This window comes from Asticcacaulis sp. P4_H10 (assembly GCF_056400965.1).
Genome location: NZ_JBFUKH010000001.1, coordinates 128,259 through 153,449 on the forward strand (window position 1 = coordinate 128,259; position 25,191 = coordinate 153,449).

The 25,191-nt window shown below is 61.1% G+C and carries 22 protein-coding genes; 6 read left to right on the forward strand and 16 right to left on the reverse strand.

All coding sequences use genetic code 11. From position 1 onward, the window contains the following. Nucleotides 1-162 precede the first annotated feature (162 nt). The 4 genes from mrdA to otsB form a co-directional block, all read right to left on the reverse strand. A complete protein-coding gene (gene mrdA / locus AC1DON_RS00530) occupies nucleotides 163-2,097 on the reverse strand; it encodes a penicillin-binding protein 2 (RefSeq protein WP_476932777.1) in 1,935 nt (644 codons plus the stop codon). Between the two features lie 234 nt (nucleotides 2,098-2,331). After that, nucleotides 2,332-5,094, reverse strand: a complete 2,763-nt coding sequence (locus tag AC1DON_RS00535; protein ID WP_476932778.1) for a S8 family serine peptidase — start codon at nucleotides 5,092-5,094, stop codon at nucleotides 2,332-2,334. Between the two features lie 106 nt (nucleotides 5,095-5,200). Next, on the reverse strand, nucleotides 5,201-6,628 hold the full coding sequence (gene otsA / locus AC1DON_RS00540) for an alpha,alpha-trehalose-phosphate synthase (UDP-forming) (protein WP_476932779.1): 1,428 nt from the start codon (nucleotides 6,626-6,628) through the stop codon (nucleotides 5,201-5,203). Continuing rightward, complete coding sequence (otsB, locus tag AC1DON_RS00545) at nucleotides 6,625-7,383, reverse strand: trehalose-phosphatase (protein WP_476932780.1); 759 nt, start codon at nucleotides 7,381-7,383, stop codon at nucleotides 6,625-6,627. The genes otsA and otsB overlap by 4 nt, the downstream gene beginning before the upstream one ends. Nucleotides 7,384-7,781: 398 nt before the next feature. Between otsB and AC1DON_RS00550 the strand changes: the two genes are divergently transcribed. Both AC1DON_RS00550 and AC1DON_RS00555 read left to right on the forward strand, forming a co-directional pair. Further along, nucleotides 7,782-9,605: a glycoside hydrolase family 15 protein gene (locus AC1DON_RS00550; RefSeq protein ID WP_476933458.1), complete on the forward strand. Its 1,824-nt coding sequence runs from the start codon at nucleotides 7,782-7,784 to the stop codon at nucleotides 9,603-9,605. 71 nt (nucleotides 9,606-9,676) lie between these two features. Further along, nucleotides 9,677-10,111, forward strand: a complete 435-nt coding sequence (locus AC1DON_RS00555) for a hypothetical protein (protein ID WP_476932781.1) — start codon at nucleotides 9,677-9,679, stop codon at nucleotides 10,109-10,111. Between the two features lie 135 nt (nucleotides 10,112-10,246). On the opposite strand, the gene AC1DON_RS00560 is transcribed toward AC1DON_RS00555, so the two are convergent. Then, on the reverse strand, nucleotides 10,247-10,744 hold the full coding sequence (locus tag AC1DON_RS00560) for a phasin family protein (protein WP_476932782.1): 498 nt from the start codon (nucleotides 10,742-10,744) through the stop codon (nucleotides 10,247-10,249). A 134-nt stretch (nucleotides 10,745-10,878) separates the two neighbouring features. Continuing rightward, nucleotides 10,879-11,637, reverse strand: a complete 759-nt coding sequence (chpT, locus tag AC1DON_RS00565) for a histidine phosphotransferase ChpT (RefSeq protein ID WP_476932783.1) — start codon at nucleotides 11,635-11,637, stop codon at nucleotides 10,879-10,881. Between the two features lie 239 nt (nucleotides 11,638-11,876). On the opposite strand from chpT, the gene cysK reads away from it, so the two are divergent. Beyond that, entirely contained in the window at nucleotides 11,877-12,872 is a 996-nt protein-coding gene (gene cysK, locus AC1DON_RS00570) for a cysteine synthase A (protein WP_476932784.1), read from the forward strand. 172 nt (nucleotides 12,873-13,044) lie between these two features. On the opposite strand, the gene AC1DON_RS00575 is transcribed toward cysK, so the two are convergent. After that, nucleotides 13,045-13,554 (reverse strand): DUF6438 domain-containing protein, encoded by a 510-nt coding sequence (locus AC1DON_RS00575; protein ID WP_476932785.1) that lies wholly within the window; start codon nucleotides 13,552-13,554, stop codon nucleotides 13,045-13,047. A gap of 137 nt (nucleotides 13,555-13,691) precedes the next feature. Here AC1DON_RS00575 and AC1DON_RS00580 point away from each other — a divergent pair, with 137 nt between their 5' ends. From AC1DON_RS00580 to mopJ, 3 genes are all read left to right on the forward strand, one after another. Next, nucleotides 13,692-14,966 (forward strand): DUF2336 domain-containing protein, encoded by a 1,275-nt coding sequence (locus AC1DON_RS00580; protein ID WP_476933459.1) that lies wholly within the window; start codon nucleotides 13,692-13,694, stop codon nucleotides 14,964-14,966. Between the two features lie 319 nt (nucleotides 14,967-15,285). Further along, nucleotides 15,286-15,714 (forward strand): Ros/MucR family transcriptional regulator, encoded by a 429-nt coding sequence (locus AC1DON_RS00585; protein WP_476932786.1) that lies wholly within the window; start codon nucleotides 15,286-15,288, stop codon nucleotides 15,712-15,714. A 233-nt stretch (nucleotides 15,715-15,947) separates the two neighbouring features. Beyond that, nucleotides 15,948-16,451 (forward strand): motility/cell cycle regulatory protein MopJ, encoded by a 504-nt coding sequence (gene mopJ, locus AC1DON_RS00590; RefSeq protein WP_476932787.1) that lies wholly within the window; start codon nucleotides 15,948-15,950, stop codon nucleotides 16,449-16,451. 36 nt (nucleotides 16,452-16,487) lie between these two features. Here the strand turns inward: mopJ and AC1DON_RS00595 are convergent, their stop codons facing one another. From AC1DON_RS00595 to AC1DON_RS00635, 9 genes are all read right to left on the reverse strand, one after another. After that, nucleotides 16,488-17,279 (reverse strand): MerR family transcriptional regulator, encoded by a 792-nt coding sequence (locus tag AC1DON_RS00595; protein WP_476932788.1) that lies wholly within the window; start codon nucleotides 17,277-17,279, stop codon nucleotides 16,488-16,490. Nucleotides 17,280-17,449: 170 nt separating this feature from the next. Continuing rightward, on the reverse strand, nucleotides 17,450-17,752 hold the full coding sequence (locus AC1DON_RS00600) for a hypothetical protein (protein WP_476932789.1): 303 nt from the start codon (nucleotides 17,750-17,752) through the stop codon (nucleotides 17,450-17,452). Between the two features lie 215 nt (nucleotides 17,753-17,967). Then, nucleotides 17,968-18,591: a hypothetical protein gene (locus tag AC1DON_RS00605; protein ID WP_476932790.1), complete on the reverse strand. Its 624-nt coding sequence runs from the start codon at nucleotides 18,589-18,591 to the stop codon at nucleotides 17,968-17,970. Between the two features lie 283 nt (nucleotides 18,592-18,874). After that, nucleotides 18,875-19,288, reverse strand: a complete 414-nt coding sequence (locus AC1DON_RS00610; protein WP_476932791.1) for a SufE family protein — start codon at nucleotides 19,286-19,288, stop codon at nucleotides 18,875-18,877. 57 nt (nucleotides 19,289-19,345) lie between these two features. After that, nucleotides 19,346-20,116: a sensor histidine kinase gene (locus tag AC1DON_RS00615; RefSeq protein WP_476932792.1), complete on the reverse strand. Its 771-nt coding sequence runs from the start codon at nucleotides 20,114-20,116 to the stop codon at nucleotides 19,346-19,348. Between the two features lie 61 nt (nucleotides 20,117-20,177). After that, on the reverse strand, nucleotides 20,178-21,416 hold the full coding sequence (locus AC1DON_RS00620) for an MFS transporter (RefSeq protein ID WP_476932793.1): 1,239 nt from the start codon (nucleotides 21,414-21,416) through the stop codon (nucleotides 20,178-20,180). After that, nucleotides 21,413-22,423 carry a 4Fe-4S dicluster domain-containing protein gene (locus AC1DON_RS00625; protein ID WP_476932794.1) on the reverse strand — a complete coding sequence of 337 codons (1,011 nt, stop codon included), beginning with the start codon at nucleotides 22,421-22,423 and terminating at the stop codon, nucleotides 21,413-21,415. The genes AC1DON_RS00620 and AC1DON_RS00625 overlap by 4 nt, the downstream gene beginning before the upstream one ends. A 4-nt stretch (nucleotides 22,424-22,427) precedes the next feature. Beyond that, the gene (locus AC1DON_RS00630; protein WP_476932795.1) at nucleotides 22,428-24,653 is read right to left on the reverse strand and encodes a TonB-dependent receptor; all 2,226 of its coding nucleotides are present in this window, start codon (nucleotides 24,651-24,653) and stop codon (nucleotides 22,428-22,430) included. A 312-nt stretch (nucleotides 24,654-24,965) separates the two neighbouring features. Beyond that, nucleotides 24,966-25,151, reverse strand: coding sequence for a hypothetical protein (locus tag AC1DON_RS00635; protein WP_476932796.1), 186 nt, complete (start codon nucleotides 25,149-25,151; stop codon nucleotides 24,966-24,968). Nucleotides 25,152-25,191: the final 40 nt, after the last annotated feature.

The window sequence follows — 25,191 nt, forward strand, 5'->3', positions numbered from 1 at the left end:
GCGATAAAGATACACTTCGCCCAGCCAGTCCCGGCCATATTGCGTACGTTTGGTTAAGAGAGGGTTCGCAAATGATTACTGAAGTCTGAATTTCGCCAAAAACGTGCACATACCCACAAACGTTTGCATGGAAAGCCCGCCGACGCACCGTGCAGGCAGTGGCTAAACCGGGGCGCTGGCCTTGACGGCGTTGGGATCGAAGGTATCCTTGACGGGGCCGGTGATGCGCCGCCGGATATCGGGATCCTTGATCAGGGCCAGGCGCATGATCTCACGCGCCTTGGGCGCCGCGGCCGATGCCCCCCAGCCGCCGTGCTGGACGATAACGCTCATGGCATATTTCGGCGCGTCGGCCGGCGCAAAGGCAACAAACCAGGCGTGGTCGCGCCGTTCCCAGTCGAGATGGAGCGTTGCCCGTGAGCCGCCGGTAATGGTGTGGGCCTGGGCGGTGCCGGTCTTGCCGGCCATCACGATGGGACCGAGGTCGAGCTGGGCGGTGCGCGCGGCGGTGCCGCTGGTGACCACGTCGGCCATGGCGGCGCGGACGATATTCAGGTGCGCCGGATCGACGGACAGGTCGCGGAAGGCCGGGTGGTCGACCGGCTCATTCCCGATGGACCGGATGAGGCGCGGCATGACTTCCTTGCGGCCATTGGCGATACGCGCCACGCTGACGCAGTTTTGCAGGCAGTTGATATTGGTAAAGCCCTGGCCAATGCCGATCGACGGCGTATCGCCCGGCCACCAGCGCCCTTCGGCGGGGCGGCCGCGCTTTTCGAAATAGGCCTGCTTCCACGCCTTGTCGGCGACGACGCCCGCCTTCTGGCCGTCGATGCCGATGTCGAAGATCTGGCCCAGGCCGAACTTGCGCGCCACTTCGGCGATCTTGTCGGGTCCCAGCGCCACGGCCATATTATAGAAGTAGACGTCGCACGACGTAACGATAGCGCCGTGCATGTCGAGGTTACCGTGCACGCCGTCGCAGTGGAAAACGTGGTTGCCGAACGGGAAGACTCCGCCGCACGTGTGGCGTGTCGTTTCCGGAATACCGGCTTCCAGCGCTGCCATGGCGACCAGGCATTTAAAGGTCGAGCCCGGCGGATAGGTGCCCGACAGGGCCTTGTCGAGCAACGGTTTGCGCTCATAGTCGGCCAGCAGGCGATAGGCGTCGGACGGAATGCCCGACACGAACAGGTTGGGGTCGAAGCCCGGCGCGGACGTCATGCACAGGATTTCACCCGAATGCACGTCCATCATGACGGCGGCGCCTGAATCCGAGCCGAAGACGTCGACGGCACGCTGCTGGATGTCGGCGTCGAGCGTCAGGGTGATGTCCTTGCCGGGAACGGGCTCGACCGAGCCCTTCTGGTCTTCGCGCACGACCTGCCCTTGCGCATCGACCTCGACGCGGCGGCCGCCCTTGGTGCCGCGCAGCACATTGTCGAGCGACTTTTCGATGCCCTGTTTGCCGATGCGGAAGGACGGATTGTGCAGCAGGTCGCTGTCGGCGCCGGGCTTTTCCAGCTCGCGCTTCATGTCTGTGGCGTTGATCTTGGAGACGTAGCCGACGACGTGGCTGAAAGCGCCGCCGTAATAGTAGGCGCGCAACTGGTCCATGCCGGCGACGACGCCCGGAATATTGCCCGCATAGAGGCTGACGCGCGAGAAGTCCTCCCAGCTCAGGTCGGATGCCGCCACTGTCGGCACCGAGCGCTGGTTCTGGTTGATATCGCGCAGGATCCGGCGCCGCGACGCCACGGTCTGCGGCAGGATATAGGCCAGCTGATCGAGCGTATCGTCGATATTCTTGACTTCGTTCGCCTCGATGGTGACGCGGAAAGACGGCCGGTTACCGGCGATCAGCTTGCCGTTGCGGTCGAGAATGTCGCCGCGCGGCGGCGGGATAAGACGGAAATTATATTGGTTGGCAGTGGCCAGCTCGCCGTACTTCTTGCCTTCCAGGATCTGCAACTGGGCCAGCCGTCCGGTCAGGGCGGTCAGCCCGAAGGCGACCGCGCCACCCAGCGTAAAGATGCGACGGCTGAAAGTCCCCTGGCGTTCGTTGACGTCGGTGAAGATAATCGAGGGCTCGGCCACTTACTGCACTCCAGCCGAAGGGAACGCCTGCCAGGAGGACGCTCCGCCAAAACATGGAAAGATAAGAATGTTCATGAAAACCGCATGCGGGCGCCGGACGGGCAGGGCCCGGCAAGCCGCTTATTAGAGATAAGTCAGCCTGTGTGAGTCTGCAAGTGGCATTGCCTGGGTGCGCTTCAAGAAAAGCGCAGGGACGGTGCGCCGGCCATCGGTCGCACCGTCTTGCGCCTCGCGCTACTTTACAAAAGGAAGCTGGACGATACGAACACTGGCTGCTCCGGCGCTCTTGGACTGGGTGCTTTTGGCAGTCACGCTCAGCTTGTATTCCCGGGTGCCGCCATAGAATTTGTAGGCGGGGAAGATATCCGCCAGGCGGAACGACGCGTCGTTGCCCAGCTTGACCGGCAGCGGTTTAGTGACGTTCGTGGCGAGATCGGTCAGCGTCCAGGTGAAGTAGGGGACGCCCTTGAAGTTGGCGGCTTCGGCCGCGTAGACGATCTCTTCTTCACTTCTAAAGGCCTGGTTGGCCCCCGGCTTGGTGATGGCAACGGTCGTGCCCTGCGTCTGCATGACGGAGAAGCTGTGCGTCGCTGTCGCGGTCAGGCCCTGCGTATCGGTATATTTGACCGTCAGGGTCGGATTGGCGAGATTGGCGAAACGCAGGATCACCGAGCAGCCGGTCGGATTGGCCGGCGTCATGCCCGCCACGTCAACAGTCCACGTGACCTTGTCGCAGTCCGAACCGCCCAGCGGCAGCATGAAGGCGTCATCGGTGACCACGGCGCGGAATTCGTAAGGCAGTGCAGTATAGATGGCCGTCGTCGGTGCCTCGATGACGATTTTCGGCGGCGCATTGGTGACGGTGAATTTTGTCTCTCTGGAATCCCACAGGCCGTCCGTGTCGTGAATCGTGACGTTCAGCGTATGCACGCCAGCCTTGAGGCCGGTCATCTTGAATTGCGGGGCGATACTGTTGGGCTTGAGGGTATAGACAAGCTTGCCGTCGACATACCACCTTGCGGTACAGCAATTGGCACCGTCCTCTATGTCGAAGGCAGTGTGGCTGAGCGCGAGCGTGCCCAGGGGGCCAAATGGCGTTTGCGTCTTGGCCATAAGTTCGACGCGCGGTGGATATCTTTTGCCGGTCGAGGCCAGGGCCTCGCGCACGGCATCGGCGGCGTGGACGCGGCGGATGTAGCCCTTTGTGGTGGCATGCTTGTTCATCAAGCCCCAGACCTGCTGGGCGCTCAAGGCCGGGTTGGCGGACCAGATAAGCGCCGCAACGCCGCTGACGAAGGGTGAGGCGATGCTGGTGCCGCATGGTTTCTGAATGACCGCCGCACCGGTTGTGTCGGGATCGTCTCCGACCCGGGCGCACCACGGACCATAGATATCGATGGTTTCGCCATTGGGCTGGTAGCTGTAGTTCGAGCCTTCCGCCCAGATGGCGCCCCAGTTTTTTTCGTCTTCTTTGGACGTGGCCTCAGTCCAGCCGGCGACGCATATGACGCCCTGGTTCTCGCACGGATAATGCCAGACACTTTCGTCACCATCGCTGTTGAGGGCGTCGATGTGGATACCATCATTGCCGGCCGCAGCGAATAGCAGCCGGTCGTTATGCGTGGCTATAAAGCGGGTCGTGTTTTCGAACGTATCAATGACGTCCAGCCATGCCCCATCCCAGAACGACTGATCGCGTTCGATCTCGCCGCTGAAACTCATATTTATGATCTTGGCGCCGCTATCCCTCAGGTCCAGCAAGCGCGATATGGTATGGGCCGCGCCGGACCCTTGCTTATCCCAGAGATACATCCGGGCGACGGGGCCGGCGGAGCCGGCAGCGCCGCGGTTGTCGTCCGGTATCCCGCCGGCCGCTTCGGCAACATTGGCGCCGTGCCACGGACACGGCGTTTCGTCGGTGCACGTCGATTGATTTTTCTCTTTCGCTGCCGATGACGCCGCTATGACTATGTCATTTTCAACGAAGGTACCATTGCCGACGCCAAATCCGCCATCGAGAATGCCGATGGAGACGGTGTTGGCGAAGTTGTTGGCGTGGCTGAGCATCTTCCATGCGGTTGCGACGTCGACATTGAACGCGCCGCCGGCCTTCATGTAGTCGTACGTCATGGCATTTTCGCCGTTGGCTTCGGCGGTCGTGCCCTGCATGATGCCATCACTATCTAGGATGGGATTGATGCCGACTTTCAGCCCCACGGCCTTCGCGGCCTTGGCGATGGTCAAAAGGTTACGGGCGGCCTCGCTGGAAAACGGCGTTTGTTGCTCACGCTTGTCCAGGGCGACATCTGCCGGATGAGAGTTATCGACACGGATGAGGTACAGCAGGCCGGAATCGTCCGGTAGCCGCGTTGTCTCGATAATCTTGCCATGCCAGCGTTCGGCAAAGGATTGGGCGTCGGCAGGATTGGTGCTGATCAGGGCCAGTTCGTTTTCAATGAACAGGACTTCGGTGCCGCCAGGCATGCGGGCGGCGGCCACGGGGGTGGGGGCTCCGTCGACAGCGACTTGGCGCGGATAGCGGCTGGCGCGCCGTTCCAGGCGCGGATCGACGGCAAAGGTTCCGCTTGACCCGCCGGTATCGGCAGCCTGACCGAAGGGGGCATTATTGGTGCGGTTGTTCGTCTCATCGGCTTCAGTCAGTTCGCGCTTCGAATCCGCCATGACCTGGTAAGTGCCGGCAATCGCAGGCAGCGGAAACGTAAGGCGAATGCTGTCGCCGGCACCAAGCGCAGGGATCGAACGTTCGACGGTCGAATGGCGGCTGCCGTTTGCATAGATGTAGAGGGTCGCGGTGGTTCGCGCCTGGGCGCCGGCGCGACCCGTATTGGCGATGACGGCCTCGACGGCGCCGCCCGCCGACTTATGCGACTGGACTATCAGGTCAGGGAGGGCGCGGTCTTGAGCAAGGGCGCCGGAGGCGGGCAGGCAGAAACATGCGGCCACAAACGCGGCCGTAGCGACGAATACAGAACGCATGAAATCCCCGAAGAAGCAATATTGTTAAAATACAATAACTTATATCTTAAGGTATAACGGCGTTCTGTGCATGTCAATCGGGAATCGCGGTAAGCCTTGCCGGGCGTCAGATGTTTTCCAGTTCCGTACGCGGTGTGACCTCGAGCTCTGATACGGCGGCCATCGGCCGCTTTAGCGCGGCGACGAAATCATCGCGCCAGTGGCCGACGTCGAAGCGGCGGACATTGTCATAGAGTGACTCCCAGCGCCGCCTGCGCTCTTTCACCGGCATCGTCAGGCCGCGATGGATGGCTTCGGAGATGTCTTCGCGACTTAAGGGATTGACGATCAGGGCGTCCTTCATCTGCGCGGCGGCGCCGGCAAACTGCGACAGCACCAGGACGCCCGGATTGTTCGGGTCCTGGGCGGCGACATATTCCTTGGCGACCAGGTTCATGCCGTCGCGCAACGGCGTCACCAGCCCGATATCGGCCGAGCGATAAATGCCGGCCAGTTCATCGCGCCGGTAGGGGCGGTTGACGTAGCGCAGCGGCACCCATTCGACCGTGGCGTGGGCGCCGTTGATCTTGCCTGAGATCGTATCCAGCCGGTTACGCAGGTCCTGATAGGCGTCGACATCATCGCGCGACCGCGTGGCGATCTGCAGCAGGAACAATTGTTCCTGCATTTCCGGATTATTGGTAAGAAACGTGTCGTAGGCGTTGAAGCGTTCTTCCAGTCCCTTGGAATAGTCGAGCCGATCGACGCCCAGCAGCATCTTGCGGCCGCGCTGGCTCTTCAGCATCGCCTTGTAATAGAGTTCGGCGCGCTCGCTCTTGAGCGTCTCGGCAAAGTCGGCGGCGTCGATGCCGATCGGAAAGGCCTGGGCGCGGACGGAACGGCCATAGGCAGTAATGACGCCATCGGCCGTCAGTGTCGCGGATGCGTCATGGACGACGTAGTCCTCGAAGGCCTCGCGGTCGTCCTCAGTCTGGAAGCCGACCAGGTCGTAGCTGAACAGCGACTCAACCAGATCGGCGTGCTTGGGCAGGGTGCTCAGGATCCGGCGGGCGGGCCACGGAATGTGCAGGAAGAAGCCGATGCGGTTCTGCACGCCACGCGCCCTGAGTTCGCGCGCCAGCGGGATCAGGTGATAGTCCTGCACCCAGATCAGGTCGTCGGGCGCGATCAGCGGCAAAAGCGTGTCGGCGAAGCGCTGGTTGACCCGGGCATAGCCCTCGTCGAAGCTGCGCTCATAGCTGACCAGATCGGGACGGTAGTGAAACAGCGGCCACAGTGTCCGGTTGGCATAGCCGTTGTAATACTCGTTCTGGTCCTGCGGCTCCAGGTCGAGGAGGGCAACGGTGACGCCGCCGACCTTCTGCATCGAAATCTGGCCGGTATATTGCTCGACCGTCTGGCCCGACCAGCCGAACCACAGGCCCTTGTCTTCACGCAGCGCGGCCGCAAGCGCCATGGCCAGCCCGCCGGCTGTGCCGACACCGGAATCGGCGGGGGGATTGACGCGGTTGGACACAACGATCAGGCGGCTCACAGGGGACTCTCCAGACTTAAAACATCTTCACTCAGCGCCTGGTCGAGCCAGGCATGGACGGCGCGTTCGTCCGGCAAACGGTAACGCGCCTGGGTCTGGCGCGGCGGCCCGACCAGGATGCCGAAACCGGCACATGCGGTAGCCGCGGCAAAACCATCCTCGTCGGTCAGGTCATCGCCGACGAATACGGGCGTCGTGCCGGCAAAGGGCGGCTCGGCCATGAAGGCGCGCACGGCCTGGCCCTTGTCGCCGCCGGGCGTCAGGAATTCGGCGACCATCGACCCGCGTTGCAGCTTGAGCCCTGTGCGGCTGGCCAGGTCGTCGGCGAAAACCCGCGCCATCGGCTCGACGGACGGATTGCCGCGGTAATGAAAGGCGACGCTCAAGGGCTTGGTCTCGATACGGACATCGGCAAACTGTCCGGCGAACTGTTCAAGCTCTGCCATGGCCAGCGCCAGCTTTGGATGGGCCGGATTGGCGATGAAGGCATTCGGCGTGCGCCGCTCCAGGCCGTGGCTGCCCGCCATGGCGGCGACTGCGCCTTCGAGGATGCGGTCGAGGTCGGCCAGCGAGCGGCCGCTGACGACGGCGACCCGGCCGTCGAGCCGCGCGACCATACGCTTCAGCCGGTCATTGCGGTCGCTGTCGGGGCCGACACCATCCGGTGTCGTGGCGAACGGCGCCAGCGTGCCGTCGAGATCAAGAAAAAGCGACACGGTATCGAGGCGAAGTCTTGTGACATCGGCAACCGTCATGCGCCGCACCATCCCGGCCGCTTCGGGGGTAATATGTATCCAGTCATAAGCTCAGCCTCCTCTTGATTACCCACGCGCCCCGCAATTTTCGCACATGCAAAAGCTGATGCGCCTTAGTAGTAGCGCGATCAATACAGAAAACATGTTGATGAATTGCAGTTATTCTAAAGTAATTGAAAAAATAAGAAATTCGTAAAGAGCAATATGTGCATTGTTTAGGTTATTAAATGATAATGATGATGTCTAGCGTCTCCTCTATATTTTTGCAGATTCTCGCGTTTCTGTGATTATGTATGCAATTTTTTGTGAACTCGCCTGTATGGGTGCTGTGATAATAGTATTTTGCTTTAAGGGAGATTTTTATGCCGGATAGCCGTCCTGACCTCCAGCCGGAACTGATGTCACAAGCAGCTCCGGAGGCTTCGCGTGCATTCCCCCGGCACGACCTTGACCTGGCGCCCATCGGCAATTGTGCGGCGGCGGCACTTGTCGACCGGCACGGGCGCTTTATCTGGGCATGCTGCCCCCGCGTTGACGGCGAGCCGGTCTTCTCCAGCCTGCTCAATCCGTCGGCAGGCGATGACGCTGGCATCTGGGCGGTCGAAATCGAAGACCAGGCGGAGATCACGCAGGACTATATCCGCAATACCGCCTGCCTGCGCACTGTCCTGACCGACTCCAAGGGCGGCAGCCTCGAAGTTATCGATTTTGCGCCGCGCTTCCATCAGTTGGGCCGCACCTTCAGGCCATGGGCGTTTTATCGCCTGATCCGGCCTTTGTCGGGCACGCCGCGCATCCGCGTCTGCATCAAGCCGACGGGCAACTGGGGCAGCGATCTGGCGCGCGAAACCACCGGATCCAGCCACCTACGCTATGACTGCGGCGCAGTCGCCATGCGCCTGACGACCAATGCGCCGCTGACCTATTTGCGCGACTGCCAGACCTTCCGGCTGGAAGGGCCGCTGGCCTTTCATCTCGGGCTCGACGAACCCTATCCCGCCGACGTGCTGAACGATGCCGAGCACATGCTGCGCGCGACGACGTCCTATTGGCAGACTTGGGTGCGGACACTTTATTTGCCGCTGGAGTGGCAGGCGGCGGTCATCCGCGCCGCCATCGCGCTCAAGCTTTGTTCCTATGAAGAGACCGGCGCCATTGTCGCGGCGCTGACGACTTCGATACCCGAGGCGCCCGGCAGCGAACGCAACTGGGATTACCGCTACTGCTGGATCCGGGATGCCTACTACGTCGTACGCGCGCTCAACCGCCTCGGCTGCGCCGACATGCTGGAATCCTATCTGGTGTACCTGCGCAATCTGACCGATCGCTCGGCCGGCGGCCACGTCCAGCCGCTCTACAGCGTCAGCCTCGAACCCGAGCTGTTCGAACGCCTGGCGCCCGGCATGAACGGCTATCGCGGCATGGGACCGGTGCGTATCGGCAACCAGGCCTATGAGCACTTTCAGCACGATGTCTATGGCCAGATGATCCTGCCTTTGACCCAGTCCTTCTTCGACGAGCGCTTCTTGCACCAAGGCACGGTCGAGGACTTCCGCGCCCTCGAAAAGGTCGGTGAGCGCGCCTTTGCCATGTACGACAAGCCCGACGCCGGCTTGTGGGAGTTCCGCACTATTGCCCGCGTCCATACCTATTCGGCGCTGCTGTGCTGGGCAGCGTGCGACCGGCTGGCCAATGCGGCGTCATCACTTGGCCTGGTCGAGCGGACGCTCTATTGGGTTGAGCGCGCCAACACCATCCGCCGCGCCGTCGAGGAGCGGGCGTGGAATGCCGAGAAGGGCTATTTTGCTGGCTCCTTCGGCGGCGAAGAGGTCGACGCCAGCCTGCTGCAACTGTTCGAACTCGGCTTCTTGGCCGCGGATGACCCGCGCTGTGTGGCGACCTTTGCCGAGGTCGAGCGCCAGTTGCGTCACGGCGACAACCTCTACCGCTACGTAGAGCCCGATGACTTCGGTGAGCCCGAGACGGCGTTCAACTTCTGCACCTTCTGGTACATCGAGGCCCTGCACATGATGGGGCGGACGGAAGAGGCGCGGGACTTGTTCGAAGCCATGCTGGCCAGGCGCACGCACTCTGGCCTGTTGTCCGAAGACGTCAAGGTCGACACCGGCGAGCTGTGGGGCAACTTCCCGCAGACCTATTCGCTGGTCGGGCTGATCACCTGCGCGGCCTTGCTGTCGAAGCCGTGGACGGCCATCAGGTAGTATTTCGCCCTCCATTGAGACAGCCCGGGCATTTTGCGATAAGCTCAAATAAAACTATTTCGCAAGCGATCATGATGAAACGCGTCTCTTACGTATTGCCAGCGCTCGCCGCCATTCTCACCCTGTTTTTACCCCCCCTTTCCCACGCCTGTATGGTCAATCCGCCAGCAGAGGTCCGTGTCAAACGTGAATTCGATGCTGTAGTCGTTATTCGTATTACGCGCGTTACGGTGGATATGAAAACGCTTGAGTGGGATACGGTCCGGCCATGGGAAGCTGTGGGTAGTGTAGAGCGGACAATTGTTGGCAAGTTTGACGCGAGAACCGTTGAGATCGGTCGGTCAGGCATCTCATCCATGTGCGACGATGGGCATCCATCGCCCAAGGTTGGAGACGTGTGGGTAGCCTATATGCAGAAGGACCGTGGCAAGTTCCTTGCCTACGAATCTTACCCTCTCGCACTGTCACGGCGGATAGACCCGCGCTTTACAGCAAGGCATCCTTAACGCTCTGGACGTTCTCAGCTCAGTAAGCGAATGGCCTTTGCGATATATCCGCGGGGTCGCCAGATCGGTATGATTTTAAACGGAAACATCATACCGATCTAAGTTTTTGCTATGTCGCTCTATGGGTGTTGTTTCTTAGACGCCGACGGCCGCCTTTGCCTGATCTGTTGCCTTGTCAGCGAACTGTGTAGCGCGGCTGGCAATGGGTTCGACCGAACGCGTAAAGGCGCCGATAAACAGACTGTAGATGCGCGCCGTTTCGTTGATATTGTCCTGCATCTTCTGCAGCGCCGTCGTCTGCAGATCGATGACGTCCTGCGTCGTGCGGCAGCTCAACGCCTTCTTCGACAGTTCGTCATAGTCGGCCAGCGAGCGGGAGTAAGACTCCGTGACGGCCTTATTGACGTCGTTCAGGGCGCTGGCGGCCTGCTTGCCGGCTTCGACATAGGCGCCCAACGCCTGGTTGCCGACTTCCAGACTGCGGCTGGCGATGTTCGAAGCGTTTTCGGTCGCCCGGCGTACGCCTTCGCGGCCGGCGTCAGCGGCGCGCTGGGCGTTTTCACGCGCGCTGGCCTGAACCTTTTCGGCAGAATCTTTCACGCGGTTCTGAATATCGCTGGGGGAGTCGGGCATGGTCGTATCCTTTCTGCGGAGGAGAATGCAGCACAGGGCACGCAATGCTGCGGGTGCGAAATACATAGCGCAAGACGCGTAATAATTTCGCAGTTATCCGACAGGCAGAGATAAGGATTACGTAAGGGAAGGTCTTAGACCGGCAACGTCACGGTCAGGATGAGAATATCCGTCTCGGCAGTCCAGCTGATCTCACCGCCGGCTTCGGACACGACGCTATGCAGCCAGTGCGGCTGAATCCACTGACCGGCCAGGCCATCGCTCAGAGGCACGCCGCTCAGGCCTTCGACGACCTCGGGCTTGAGGCGCGCGCGTGGGCCCCGGGCTTCGGCGGTAATGATCAACTGGCCGTCTTCCGTTGTGGCTTCCAGTCGCATCTTGCCGCCCATGGGCATCGAATTGCCAGCCAGCAGGCCCAGGTTCAACAGGGCGCGCGCGGCAGGCTTTTCGAAAACCACATTCGGCTCGACGCGAAAGTCGAGTTCAGCGCGCAGGGACGCGTAGATATCGGTGAGGATCTTGTTGAGCTGGGCGGCGTTGAAGGCCTCGGCCGTGTTGGCAGCACCGAAGGCGACACGGGCGAAATAGACGAGGGACACCAGCTTCTTGGCCGAGGTTGCGATCAGGTTCAGCGCTTCCTGCTTCATGTCCTGGGCGGACGGGTCCTCCAGCAGATCCAGGCCCGACATGATGGCGCCGGCAGGCGAGATGAAGTCGTGGCACAGCTTGGCGACCATCTGGGTGGCCAACTCGTTACGGCCGGCCAGGTCCTGGATTGCGGGTGCCTCGGCCTCGGCAATGGCAACTTTGGAGACCGGAGCCGCTACGCTGTCATTGGGGGCCTCGTTGGGCGCGGCGGTGGTCAATACCGGCGACAGATCGTCCATGCTCATCGTCATACCTTCTTCTCGAGCCGTTTCAGCGGGCGCGCACCTTGACAGGGCGGTAAGATTAGTTTGTCTCACACAAGATGTGAGGTGATTTGGCTTAACCGGAAAGTTAAGACGCGATAATATCTCTTAAAATGTTCTTAACGAGGGATTAACAGAAGCGCACGTGCGCACGCTTTCCCTTGTCGCGTAAGGCATCTGCCTCTTCACTATTTTTAACGTTTCCTCAAGGAGCACGCCCCATGGCCTCTTCCGACGACCTGAAGCCGTCCAACACCGCCGACCGCTTTGCCCGCAAGGGCCGCGGCAAGGTTTTCGATTCGATCCTGGACACCATGGGCGATACGCCGCTGGTCCGCCTGCCGCGCCTGTCGGCGGAGTATAGCGCCAAGGGCACAGTCCTGGCCAAGCTCGAATTCTTCAACCCGATGGCCTCGGTCAAGGACCGGATCGGCATCTCGATGATCGAGGCACTGGAAGCCTCCGGCAAGCTGAAGCCGGGCGGCACGATCATCGAACCGACCTCGGGCAATACCGGCATCGCCCTGGCCTTCGTTGCCGCGGCCAAGGGCTACAACATCGTCCTGGTCATGCCGGAATCGATGTCGATCGAACGCCGCAAGATGCTGGTCCTGCTGGGCGCCAAGCTGGAACTGACGCCGGCCGAAAAGGGCATGCGCGGCGCCGTCAACCGTGCTCAGGAACTCATCAATGAAACGCCGGGTGCGGTCATGCCCCAGCAGTTCGAGAACGAAGCCAATCCTTACATTCATGAGATTTCGACCGCCGAGGAAATCTGGAACGACACCGACGGCGCCGTCGATGCGGTCGTGTCGGGCGTCGGCACCGGCGGCTCGATCACCGGTATCGGCCACGTGCTGAAAAAGAAGAAGGCATCGGTCAAGATGATCGCCATCGAGCCGGAAGCTTCGCCCATCCTGTCGGGTGGCGAGCCCGGTCCGCACAAGATCCAGGGCATCGGCGCCGGCTTCGTGCCGGGTATTCTCGATCGCGGCATCATTGACGGCGTCGAAACTGTCTCGAACGATGCGGCCTTCGCCATGGCGCGCAAGGCCGCGCGTACTGAGGGTTTGCCGGTCGGCATCTCCTCGGGCGCGGCGCTGGAAGTCGCCTTCCGCCTGGCCGCCCGTGACGAATACGCCGGCAAGACGATCGTCGCGATCATCCCATCCTTCGCGGAAAGATATCTCTCCACCGCCCTCTTCGACGGGTTGTAAAGCGGCGATCCTTGGCCGCCTAGTACGCAGTCTGCGCTTGCAGGTACCTTGAGTACCTGCCGCGCTTGCCGGCTACTATGCGACTCAAGGCTCTGGCTTTCCAACGCCGACTGCAAAAATTAAGGCTCCCTGACGCGTCGGGGAGCCTTATGCGTTTATGTAGCTTGTGTTCTTAGCCCCGGCCGACGCCCGGGCGGGAGGTCTGCCTGGCCCAGTCGGCAATGCCGAGCTTGGCGGGCAGGGCTTCCATAGTCTTGTTGAGCGCATCGTTCTTGGGCGAGCGGCAGCCGCGATCGTGCTGCAGGACGGTCTCGGTACCGTCAGCCGCTTTCCAGACGATGCGGTAGTTCTGCTGGTCGCTCATCCGGCTGTCGCACTGCGTGTCTGCCGTCGTGCCGGTCGCCGGGCGATAGGCGGCCAGGGCGTTGGAAATGGTCCGGTAGGCCTGCGCGCCGCCATCGCGGTCCTGCTTGCCGAGCGTCGCGGTGTGCCGTTCGCCGTCGAAAGCGACGTGGCCATCTGGCGTCACCGACACAGCGTAGACCGGGCAGAAACCGAAGCACGGCCCGACCGAGTAGCTGACCGTCTCGCCGCTGACGGGCGGGGCATCCATCGGCATCAGTGCGCAGGCACTCAAAGTGCTGGCCAGTGTCAGGGCGGCGAGTAAGGATAAGATTTTCATAGTGTACTCCTGCGGCGGTAGCTTACGATTCTGGCATGCAAATGTGTCAGGGATTGAGCCGGTTGGGGACATATGCACAGCTTTGCCCCGCCCTCTCCTATACAAATACTTAACGCATCCCCGGCATCATGGCGACCATGCTTAATGCCAGTTCGCACCTTGAAGATTCCACCGACGCCGTGCCTCCGGGCGAAGGCGCCGTCATTGACCTGTTCGACGACTTGGCCGTGATTCCGCCGCCGGCGCAGTCGCGCCTCACCCTGATGCGCCGGCTGGCCGACGTCGTCTGCCTGCCCGAAAGCCGGATCAATGCCTTCGAGCGCTCGGTTACTGCCGACCTGCTGGTGGAAATGCTGCGCGAATCCGACCTGGCCGAACGCGCCCGCGTTTCCAAACGGCTCAGCATCCTGGCCGAATTGCCCAACTCGCTGGTGCGTCTTCTGCTGGTCGATGAAGCTGAAGTCGCCCGCCCGCTGATCGAAGAGGGCGAGGCCCTCAGTGACGCCGACTTGAACTACTGCGCGCGTCACGGCAAATCCGCCCACCGCCAGATGCTGGCTGCGCGCAAAGGCCTGTCCAGTCTGCTGTCCGAGGTCTTGGTCGAAAGCGAAGATATTCCGGTCATCGAAATCCTGCTGAAGAACGGCAAGGCCACCCTGTCGCAGCAGGCGCTCGAAAGCATCGTCGCCATGAGCCAGAATGTGCCGACGCTCATTCCGCTGCTCATGCGCCGCCCTGAGCTGCGTCCGTCGTCGGCCTACGTCCTATTCTGGTGGAGCCCGGCCGAGGTCCGAAAGATCATCCTCAGCCGTTTTGGCGTCAATCGCGAAATCATGCAGGACATGGCATCGGACGTCTTCGCCATGGCGGCCAAGGAAAAGTGGCAGGACGCCATGTCGCGCAAGGCGCTGCAGTTCATCGAACGCCGCCAGCGTAACCGCGAAGCACTGAAGAAGTCACCGTATGAGTCGCTGGAAGCTGCCATCGCCGACGCCGCCAAGGGCGGCATGACGCGCAAGATGGCTGAGGAAATCGCCTATATGTCGGGCATCAAACCGTCGACCGGCGCCAAGATCCTGCGCGATACCGGCGGCGAGGGCCTGGCCGTGCTTTGCAAGGCGACCGGCCTGTCGCGCAAGGCGCTGAAGGCGCTTTGGAAAGCGCTGCGCCGCCCCTTGAGGACCGCCGACGGCCAAATCCATCCGCAACTGGCCGAAGTGCTGATCGTCTATGACATGCTGGCGGTCGACCGGGCCCAGACGGTCCTGCGCTACTGGAACTGGTCGCTGTCCTCGGCCTTGACCCACGTCATGCTGAAGTCGCTGGCGCGTGGAGAAGACATGGAGCTGGACGGTCTGTCGGTACCGCAGCGCGCGGCCATGCTGGCCTTTGCTCAGGATCTGAAATCCTGACCACAACTGTATTTGGCTGAGGGATCTTCGCCTCAGCGTTGCACGGCTGCGTTGCTGAAATTCCAGCGCGATTCCGGCTTTTTCCTGCGCCATTCATTTGCCGGAATCACTAGACTAAGACCGTCACGCAGTCTTGCCTGCGTCTGTACAAGCAGAGTTCTCGATTCTCTTGTAAGATGCATTGGTGCACTGCCGGTTTATCGATAATTCAAGTAAAATATGTCCCAATATGGGCGTGTTCGTTTTTTTTAATATTCATGCTTGAATAATTCGCGAGCTTGCATTAGCTAAAGCGCAGGTTTTACAAGGGATAAGTATAATGGAAAACAAGACTGATGCGCTGGATATGACAGCAGACATCGTTTCGGCTTTCGTTGGCAACAATTCGCTGCCGGCCGCTGAACTGCCGTCGCTGATCCAAAGCGTCTATCAGGCGCTGAATTCGATTTCTAGCGGTGAAGAAACCAAGGTCGAAGCGCCGAAAGAACCGGCTGTCTCGGTCAAGAAGTCCATTTCCAACGACTATATCGTCTGCCTCGAAGACGGCCGCAAGTTCAAGTCGCTGAAGCGTCACCTGCGCACCAAGTACGGCATGAGCCCGGAAGACTATCGCGCCAAGTGGAACCTGCCGAAGGATTATCCAATGGTCGCCCCGAACTACGCCAAGGCGCGTTCGGATCTGGCCAAGCAGATGGGCCTGGGCCAGGGCGGCCGCACGGTCACCCGCAAGACCCGCGCCAAGGCCTGAGCTTAGGGGCTGGCTTGGGGGCCTGAACGGTCAAAGTAAAACAAAAATAGAACAAAGGCTCTCACCTTGCTGTGGGGGCCTTTTTTCTGTGGCTTTTTTGTGGTGGCAAGCTGTCGTTAACCCTTTTTTGCTTGCCAAGGAATCGCCTGTTAAGGGAAGGTGAAAATCAGGTGATTCGCTGGAAATACAAAAACATCTGTTTTGTTTACTCAGGGCTGTAGTACACTTTCCTCATGTCTGGTTTAGCGTCCGAAATGTTAGCGGCCTTGCGCTCGCATGAGGAGATCTTTCGGTACTGGAAAGGTTTGCGCCGTCACGGCCGGTTGCCATCACGGGCTGACATCGACCCGGGCGCCCTGAAACGCCGGCTTTCAACCATCTCGCTGATCGACGTCCTCGATGCCCATCCCGACAGCGAAGCCTCGTGTTTCCGCCAGCGCCTGGCCGGGACCGAACTGTTCGATGCCTATGGCCAGGAAATCACCGGCAAGACGATCAACAATATCTACACAGAGTCAGAAGCGCAATACTGGGCTGAACACCTGACCTTTGTCGTCGATCACAAGAAACCCAATGTCGGTCTGCATTCGATGGCGTGGCGCGGCGCAAGGGGCCTCAGCCTGTTCTGGCTGCGCCTGCCCCTGGCCAGTGACGGCATCACCGTTGACATGATCCTCGGCCACGACGCCCTGATCGGCAAGCTCGACATTACCCATACCGGCATCAAGAGCGCCTGACGATCCGGCGGCAGGTTGCCCCGCCGCCGTCTCTTTTCACTCCGGTTTCGGCATGAGGCCCGCTGCGATGGCCGCGCCATAGGCCTTGCTGACATAGTCCATTATCGCCAGTGAGGATTGGGACTGTTGTTGCAGGTCCGGCTGCTGAACCACGTCCTCGGCCAGTGACCTGACCTTCCTGGTGAGTTGGCCGTCGCCGCCCGTGGCTTTCAGAACCAGGGTCATCCACCGCTTGGCCAGGTCCATGGCTTTGGCAGACTCTGGCGGATATTTGCCCATGACGTCGGTTGCCTCGGTGATCAGGGCGGCCCAGCTTAGGTCGGGTTGGTCCATGCCGGCATAGCCGTTGGCGGCCAGTACATCCTGGTCGGCCGGGGTAAGGTGGCGGGAAACGATGGCTTCATAAGCGGCCTGGCGTTCGGGTGAGTTGGTCATATTTGTCTTCCTTGCAAGATCGATGAGATCGTTTGAAGACAGGCTTTCGCCTTCGGTAAGCTTCAGACGCGCAGCAGCTACAAGCCGTATGGCCTGTTCCACGTCTTTTCGCTGACGCCTGAGCATCGCCTCATGCAGGGCCAGAAAGCCCGGCAGGTCGGCGGTATGGCCCGAGAGCAGCCGGGCAATACGGCTAAGCGGCAGGCCAAAGCTTTTCAGGGCGATGACCTGCTGCAGTTGCAGCAGTTGCTCAGGACCGTAAACGCGCCAGTCGGCGGTGGTCCGGTCAGGCCGGACCAGTCCTTTTTCCTCATAGATACGCAGCGCCTTGACGCTGAGGCCGAGGTGTTGGGCCATTTCCGACTGTGTGAAGGAACGTTTGGTTTTGCGCACTCAGGTCAGCCTTTCTTCAAACGCCTTGATATATCGGGCCAGCCCCTGGGGCAGGTTCAAGGGGTTTATTGAAGAAAAATGCATTAGGCGAAACGGTCCTTATGCAGCGCCAAAAAAAGCCGAGGCGCGGATGTAAATCCGCGCCTCGGCTTTTCAGAAATGAGCCGTTTTTACTGGGCCGGGACCGGAGCCGGTTCCGAAACCACGGGCTGGTCCTGCGTCGGGGCGGGCGCAGGCTGCGGATCGGTGGTGACCGTGTCGGCGGCGTCGCGGGCGGCCTGGCCAACCTGGGCCGGGACCTTTTCGACCGTTGAGCTGTAACGCTCGACCGTCGTGTTCGACGTATTGGTGCTGGTGCCGGACGACAGGTAGATGGCAGCCGCGACGGCAATGGCGGCGATGATCAGGATCGACAGGATGATGATGCCGGTATTATTGCCGCTCTGGCTAGGGGTCTCGTATTGCGTGGCCATTGGCTTTCTCCTCAAAGGGCGCGTCAACGGGAGTGACGCCGAAAGCCTATCGCAAGCCATGCAAAATGGTGGTGCCGGATAAGCGCTCCAGGACTAAGGATGGCGTCAAGGCGCCACTATGGAAACAGCACGGGCGGCCGTGCGAGCCACCCGTGCTGTTCATGAGCAAGATGCATTGAGAAAAATGGTTGGATGAGTTTTGACGTCTTACCCGGTTACATGGTGACGCTGTCGTCCTGGCGGACGATTACGACATTGCCGTCGTCTTCGATAATACGGCCTGAAGGTACACCTTCATCTTCAAGGATATATCGCGGCTCCGGGCCCGACTGTTCGTCGGCACGGGCCATGGCGTCGGCGGCAACGACATCGGCTGCGACGGCTTCGGATATGGCTACGGTCTGGGCGGACTGCGCCGAAGGATAGGCGTCGAGATGGGCTGTCAACTCCAGAGCTTCGGTTCCGGTGATGTCAGCACCGACCTTTTCAACCAGGGGCTGGTTTCGGACAGTAAAAACGGGCTGATTGGCGTAGACCGGCGTGGTCAGTACACTCAGCCGTTCACGGACCACACCGCTCTTTCGGGCGGCGTCTTCCTGCCACTGCAAGGCGGTGTATTCAGTGATCGGGCCAACGGCGTCCTTCGTATCGACCGTCGGCAGGCTGCCTAGCCGACTGACGATAATGGCGCCGCTGGCAGCGCTCAAGGCGACGGCAGCGATCAGGCTGGTGAGCAGGAGACCGGGGGTGCGCCGGCGTTCAAATGGCCGACAGGTCTCGGCGGCATACTTGCTGTGATATTCCGTTTCCCCGAAATCGGCGTGGCTGGCGTAGGACATGTCGGTATCCGTTTTCGTGCTGTGTGGTCCGGCTTAAGGCGCCGGTTGCCAGTGACGAAGATAGAAGACGGCCCCGTAAAGCGTCAGTCCGGGAAAAAGCCGTGGGAATGGCTTTGCCGTTAAGGCACGCCAATGCTGATTATGGCGGGATTGCGACAGGATTAACGGATGCAGGGCCGATTATTATCGTCGCTTCGTGTGTCGCGCTGGCTTTCTGACTGCATGTTTATTTATCGCACCCGAAACAAGGATTTTTAGACCAGACCCATTTATAAAGAGACGATCAGGTACGCGCAGCGTGTTTCAGCCGTTCGACCATGGACATCAGTCCGTTGGTCCGCTGCGACGACAGGGCTTCGTCGAGACCGAGCCTGTGCAAGGTATCACGGATCGAGAATTCCTGAATTTCGGTAATGGGAAGGCCGTCGAGCAGCCGCACCAGGACCGCGATCAGCCCTTTGACGATAAAGGCATCGGACTCGCCGCGAAAGCGCAGAACGCCTTCGGGGGCAGGGTCCATGACCAGCCAGACCTGTGAGGCGCAGCCCAGCACGCGGGTTGCTTCTGATTTTTCGGAAATCTCAAGCGGCGGCATGTCCTTGCCGAGGTCGATGATATAGCGGTAGCGCTCTTCCCAGTCGTCGAACAGTTCGAACTCTTCGAGGAGGGTGTCGAGGCGGGTCTGGAATTCAGACATGAAGGCAGATTTGAACTCTCAAAGGGTTGGCGCGCGGCGTCCCCTATATGCGTATCCCTAGGCCGTCTTCAAGCGGAGAATGGCCCGGAGCGACTGGCCTTCGTGCGTTTCCACTTCGAACGCCCCGCCCATGGCCTGGGCATTCAGGCGGACGATGGCCCAGCCGAGGCCGGCGCCCTGACGCGTGCGTGCGGCGGTTGAGCTGCCCTGTTCGAAGGGCGCCATCAGCCGGTCGATATCGCCGGGCGCGGGTGCATCGCCGCGATTGAACACCGACACTTCGACCATGCCGCCCCTGAGCGATGCGTCCAGTTCGACGCTGTCGCCGGCCACGGTAAAGTCCATGGCGTTGTGCAGCAACTGGTCGAGGCACGAGGCGAGGCCGCGCGGGTCGAACCAGGCTTCGAGGTTTTCATCGAGCAGGCGGATTGTGAGATGGATGCCGCGCGCCGAAGCCACGCTGCGCATCTTGGACACCGCATCCTCGAAGGCCGCCAATACTGGGTTCGCCTGCGGCTTGAGGTCACCGCCGCCTTCGAGGCGGACGATTTCGATAAAGCTGTTGAACAGGGCCAGCAGCTTCTTGCCACTGTCCTGGATGATGCTGGCATATTCGACGTAGTTCGGCGACCCCAGCGGGCCGTAAAGCTGCTGATGCAGGATTTCCGAGAAGCCGATAATCGAGTTCAGCGGCGTGCGCAGTTCGTGGCTGACCATGCGCAGGAAGGCGCGGCGGGCGGCATTGTCGTCTCCCGGGGTGGCGGCGGGCGCGGGGTGCCAGTGCGTGACGGTGTCGCGCGGCTGGGAGGTCTGCGGAGCAGTGGCCATGTGGCTGAACTCTGAAACAGGAGGCGACTGCCTCGTAAGTCTCCAATGTAACAGACCCGGTTTAAGCTTCGGTTACCCGGTCGGTCTTCACATTCCGGCGTGTCGAGATGAGCGGCAGCGTCGCTGACAGGCCGATAAAGAGCAGGGGCACGACGGTGAGGATGACCGTATTGACCGGCAGATGCAGGGTTAGCAGGGCGCCGGCCAGCAGCGGTCCGGCGACCGCCCCCAGCCGGCTGATCCCGACGGCGAAGCCAACGCCTGTGCCGCGGACCTGCGCCGGATACAGCTGTGTGGACAGGGCGTAGAGCAGGAACTGACCGCCGCTCAGGAAGAAACCGATACCGAAGCTGGCGGCACAGCCGGCGACGAGATTGGTGTCGGTCAGTGCGATGCCCGCGACGCTCAGCACCATGCCAAGCCAGGTGCCGATATAGAGTGGCCATTTGCGCCTGGCGCGTGTCAGGGGACCAAAGGCGAAGCCCGAGGCTGCGCCGCCAAAGGTCATGAACATGACGATCTGGCCAGCTTCCGGCTTGATGAAGCCCTTGGCGCCCAGCAGAGACGGCAGCCAGTTGATCAGCATGTACAGCGACAGGGCGGTAAAAAAGGAACTGATCCAGATCATGGCGGATGGCAACAGGCGATCGCCGCCCAGCGCAAGGGCGACGCTGATCTTGGGGGCGTTAGAGTGGGGCGCATCGGCAGGGGCGGCCTGATGGCTCCGGAAGGCCGGCGATTCCGGCAACATCAGCATCATCAGTCCGGCGACCAGCAGCGGCGCCAGGCCGCCGATCAGGAAGACCATCTTCCAGTCGATATCCGGCTGGGCGACCATCAGTATGCCGACAATGGCGCCGCCGAACGGCATGGCCGAGCCCAACATGGTAACGCGCATGGCGGCGCGGTCCGGCGAGCTGGTTTCATTGGTCATGGCCAGGATATTGGGCAGGGTGCCGCCCAGTCCCAGTCCCGTTAGGAAACGCATCAGCAACAGGCTGTTGGTGTCAATGGCCAGCGTCGTGCCGATGCTGAAAACGCCGAGTGCGACCAGGGAGACGATCAGAACCGGCCGCCGGCCGACATAGTCCGCCAGACGCCCGCCCGCCAGCGCGCCGACGAACAGTCCGAATGTGCTGGCGCTGAACACAATGCCGAGATTTTGCGGATCGAGGCCGAAGACGGGCGCGAACTTCGGTGCGGTGATCCCGGCCACGAGCATGTCGTAGCCTTCGCAGAGGCCTGCCAGAAAACACAGGCAAAAGACCAGTCCGGAGCGGACCTTGGCTGTCTCGGTCATTTCGGGTCCCGTTGGCCAGCCAGCTGCGCTTCTCGTCGTTTGGCCATCTTCATCACCAGATTGTCGGCGACGCCTGGTCGGGACCATGGACATACGGCCAGGCAGATGGCGCAGCCGGCATTTTCAGCGAAATACGGGATGCACTTGTCGAAATCGACGTACCAGCGTTCAACGCCGCGTACCCATTGCTTTTCGTCGGTAATGGCGCCTGGCGGGCAGGCATCATCGCAGACGCGGCAGTTGAGGCAGAAGTCGTCGGAGCCGAAGACGTCCTCGTCGTTGAAAACCAGCGGCATGTCGGTGGTCACCCCGGCCAGGCGCAGGTTAGCGCCATAGGTCCGGTTGATCAGCGAGCCATGCTTGCCCAGTTCCCCCAGTCCGGCGTCGATAGCCGCCGGAATGAGCAGCAGGGCGTCGGCGCGCGGGCCGGGATAGGGATAGGCGAAGAAACCCTGTTCCCGGATCCAGTTGGCCAGCTTGTAGGAGGCGCGCGTACAGCGGGCGTACTGGCGGCCGACCTCGGCAATGCCTGCGCCGTTTTCCGGCGAACTCGGCACCTGCTTCAGGTTGTCGTAATTGTGCGCGAAGCCGAGCGCCACGACATTGGGCACGTCGATGCCATAGCCATCGACGATATAGTGTTCCTTGACCGTCGTTGCGCCGAACAGGTCCGACTCGTTGGCGAGTGCAAATTCCCGCGCCATCGCTGTCCATTCCTCGGGCGTGCGCTCGGCGCGCTCCGGATTGATCGGCACCAGGGCCGGATAGTCGCGCGCCTTCAGGAACTCCTCGACCGCTTCCGGCGTCACCCGGCAGCCATCGCTGGCGATCTGCTGCAAGGTGCCAAACGGATGCTGCGTCGGCGGGTGCCAGAACATCGGCGATGCCTTGCGGAAGGTCTGTTCGCCCTGGCCGTTCAGCACATTGCCCGAAGCGCCTTCCGGCCACGCCGCCATGACGACGGGGCCGGGGGCATAGGTTTTTTCCTTCCTGCGCGACTTTTCCATGGCGTCAGAACCGCTTTGAGACGCGGACACCGACCTGGCGCGGCGCCAGCGGGATGACGAAGACGTCGCCGCCCAGGAACGGATCGCTCGAGGCGTAGCTGTAGGCGAACGTATCGAAGAGATTGTTGATATAGAGGGTGACGCGGACGCCCGACTGTGTCGTCACCGTGCCGCTCAGGTTAACGCGGTCATAAGCGGGCGTCGTCAGTTGATCGCGCGCCTTGGACATGCGGGTATTGTCCTGGAAGATGATCTCGCCAATGTGGGTGTATTCGGCGAACAGGTCCAGGTTCCGGCCGCCGCCGATGTCGCGGCTGTAGAGCACCGACCCGTAAGCGGTGATCTTCGGGACATTTTCGAACGATGTGCCCGACATGTCGAAAGTGTCGGTTGCCGAGAAGCGGCGGACAAAGTCGTCAAGCACGCCACTCGAGTACGACAGGCTGCCGTTGACGGTCAGGTTGGCAACGGGTCGGAAGACGATCTCGCCCTCGAAACCATCGACGTGGGCGCGGGCAGCGTCCTCGATCACGCTGATCGGCACAGGACCGCCCTTGGGATCCGGGATGACATTGGGCAGTTGCTGGTTTTCGATGTCGATATGATAGGCGGCGGCATTGAGCGTCAGGCGGCGATTGAGCAGTACCGACTTGATGCCGATTTCATAGTTGCGTGAGCTTTCGTCACGATAAACCAGGTTGTCGGTGCGGCCGGGATAGCGGTCGACGCCACCGGCCTTCCAGCCTTCGGCATAGGTGGCGTAGACAGAGACGTCTGAATTGAGTTTGTAGGACGCCGATCCCATCCACGACGTATTGTCGAAGTCGGGGTGACCGTCGCGCACCAGAGGCGCGGTGCGGTTGACCGGCGCGCCGAAGACCGAAACCTTGCTGCCTGTGCCGTCGACCTCTTCGTTCGAATGACGCACACCTGCGGTCAGTTCCAGCCTGTCCGTCGGGCGATAGCTGGCCTGGCCGAACAGCGCGGCGCCCTTGCGTTCATCCTTGTAGATTTCACGGATATAGAAGGCAGCGGGGACGGTCGGAGCGGCGCCCGGTCCAGCCTGGCGCTGCCGGGCCTGGTTCTGTTCCTGCGTGAATATGTAAAGGCCACCGACCCAGTTGTAATTGGCGCCTTCGCCTGCCAGGCGGAACTCCTGGCTGACGAAGGTCTGGTCGACCTGGGCGGACAGGGTGGCGCCGTGCACCGTGACCGGATTGGGCGCCAGGACAGGATAGGCCGGCAGGACGGCCGTGCCACCGGTCGAGGGGCGGCTTTCCATGTCGAGGACGTTATCGGAGTCCGAATAGCGGTAGCCTGTAATGGAGGTGAAGGTCAGGTTGCCGCCGAAGTCGTGGGTGATGTTCAGCTGCGCGCCGTGATTGCTCTTGGAATCGGGGGCGTCCTGGTCGATCAGGCTTAGGGCGTGGTCGCCATTGAGGCGCACGCCGCGGACCACTTCGTTATAGTCGCGCTGGCTGGCGTCGGCCATCAGCACGATGTCCGTGCCTTCGCGTGGAACCCAGCGCAGCGTGCCGCGCACAGCGCTCTGTTCGTATTCATCCTGGTTCTGGTCGAGGATGTCGTTATGGATGAAGCCGTCGGACCTGGCGTAGCCGGCGCTGATGCCGCCATAGAGATTGCCGGCTATGGGACCGTCAATCGCCGCCTGCGCCCGGAAGGTGCCGAAGCTGGCGACATCGGCGGCCAGACGACCATGTACCTCCTGGCCCGGCTTGCGCGTGACCATATTGATGGCGCCGCCCTGAGTATTGCGGCCGAACAGTGTGCCCTGCGGGCCGCGCAGCACTTCGACGCGTTGCAGGTCGAGCATGGCGACATCGAAACCGATCTGCGGCTGGTACATGCCATCAATAAAGACGCCGACCGCTGGTTCAAGGCCGGCATTGAAACCGACGCCGCGCATGGTCAGGTAGCCGAGATCGGTGGTGGCGCTGACAGAGCCCGGGGCGGTGAAGAGACCCGGCACCTGGCCGTAGAGCGTATTGACGTCCTGGACATTACGGCGATCGAGCTCGGCATTGGTCACGGCGCTGATCGACAGCGGCACGTCCTGCAGCGCTTCGGTCCGCTTGCGCGCCGTTACCACGACCTCGCCTTCATCCGGTTCTGGCTTCCCCGCGGCATCCTCTGCCCACGCCGTTGTGGTTGTCAGCAAGGCAGCCGTCATCAGGCCGCAGATGCGCAGGGCGCTCTTCGTTTTTGTCATGATATGTGTTTCCCCGACCGGTGTTATCCCGGCGCCAATGCGTCATGGCTAGCGGTGAATTCGAGAGGTCGCAAGCGTCGATTTCTCACAGGGAGGGGAATCTAAGCCATTATTTTTATTGTGAAATTTTTCGTGTCAAATTGGCTACAGTGTAGAAACATCACTACAATATATCTCAAAATTACATAGTTTATGTAGCAACATTATTATGCAATAAGGAATTTGCGGAGGTGCCCTAATGAGGTGTGTCGCGCCGGAGGACGATTTTACCGGCATTTTACCATGAATGGGCGATGATCGCTGTCCTGCAGCTTATGGGCGCGTTCCGGCCTTGCGGGCATCATCGCGCTCGATCGTTTCGGCCAGTGCGAGAAATTGCGCCCACAGGCCAACGACATCTCCCGCGGGCAGGCCGTGGGCCTGGCGTAAATCGATGACCTTTTCGAGTGTCGCCGCCTGAAGCCTGACCTTGAAAGCCCTGTTGTGTGTATCCGCCATCCTTGCCTCCGGTCGTGCGAGGCAGGCTTAAAGCGACACG

What these genes read in the sequence shown, in the direction of transcription:
- otsB (WP_476932780.1), bottom strand. Translation starts at nt 7,383, where the DNA reads ATGACGGTTGCCGATGTCACAAGACTTCGCCTCGATACCGTGTCGCTT.
- mopJ (WP_476932787.1), top strand. Translation starts at nt 15,948, where the DNA reads ATGTCTGGTTTAGCGTCCGAAATGTTAGCGGCCTTGCGCTCGCATGAG.
- AC1DON_RS00555 (WP_476932781.1), top strand. Translation starts at nt 9,677, where the DNA reads ATGATGAAACGCGTCTCTTACGTATTGCCAGCGCTCGCCGCCATTCTC.
- AC1DON_RS00605 (WP_476932790.1), bottom strand. Translation starts at nt 18,591, where the DNA reads ATGTCCTACGCCAGCCACGCCGATTTCGGGGAAACGGAATATCACAGC.
- AC1DON_RS00620 (WP_476932793.1), bottom strand. Translation starts at nt 21,416, where the DNA reads ATGACCGAGACAGCCAAGGTCCGCTCCGGACTGGTCTTTTGCCTGTGT.
- AC1DON_RS00575 (WP_476932785.1), bottom strand. Translation starts at nt 13,554, where the DNA reads ATGAAAATCTTATCCTTACTCGCCGCCCTGACACTGGCCAGCACTTTG.
- AC1DON_RS00600 (WP_476932789.1), bottom strand. Translation starts at nt 17,752, where the DNA reads ATGGCCACGCAATACGAGACCCCTAGCCAGAGCGGCAATAATACCGGC.
- AC1DON_RS00560 (WP_476932782.1), bottom strand. Translation starts at nt 10,744, where the DNA reads ATGCCCGACTCCCCCAGCGATATTCAGAACCGCGTGAAAGATTCTGCC.
- AC1DON_RS00535 (WP_476932778.1), bottom strand. Translation starts at nt 5,094, where the DNA reads ATGCGTTCTGTATTCGTCGCTACGGCCGCGTTTGTGGCCGCATGTTTC.
- AC1DON_RS00550 (WP_476933458.1), top strand. Translation starts at nt 7,782, where the DNA reads ATGTCACAAGCAGCTCCGGAGGCTTCGCGTGCATTCCCCCGGCACGAC.
- cysK (WP_476932784.1), top strand. Translation starts at nt 11,877, where the DNA reads ATGGCCTCTTCCGACGACCTGAAGCCGTCCAACACCGCCGACCGCTTT.
- AC1DON_RS00580 (WP_476933459.1), top strand. Translation starts at nt 13,692, where the DNA reads ATGCTTAATGCCAGTTCGCACCTTGAAGATTCCACCGACGCCGTGCCT.
- AC1DON_RS00610 (WP_476932791.1), bottom strand. Translation starts at nt 19,288, where the DNA reads ATGTCTGAATTCCAGACCCGCCTCGACACCCTCCTCGAAGAGTTCGAA.
- AC1DON_RS00635 (WP_476932796.1), bottom strand. Translation starts at nt 25,151, where the DNA reads ATGGCGGATACACACAACAGGGCTTTCAAGGTCAGGCTTCAGGCGGCG.
- AC1DON_RS00630 (WP_476932795.1), bottom strand. Translation starts at nt 24,653, where the DNA reads ATGACAAAAACGAAGAGCGCCCTGCGCATCTGCGGCCTGATGACGGCT.
- AC1DON_RS00585 (WP_476932786.1), top strand. Translation starts at nt 15,286, where the DNA reads ATGGAAAACAAGACTGATGCGCTGGATATGACAGCAGACATCGTTTCG.
- AC1DON_RS00625 (WP_476932794.1), bottom strand. Translation starts at nt 22,423, where the DNA reads ATGGAAAAGTCGCGCAGGAAGGAAAAAACCTATGCCCCCGGCCCCGTC.
- AC1DON_RS00615 (WP_476932792.1), bottom strand. Translation starts at nt 20,116, where the DNA reads ATGGCCACTGCTCCGCAGACCTCCCAGCCGCGCGACACCGTCACGCAC.
- chpT (WP_476932783.1), bottom strand. Translation starts at nt 11,637, where the DNA reads ATGAGCATGGACGATCTGTCGCCGGTATTGACCACCGCCGCGCCCAAC.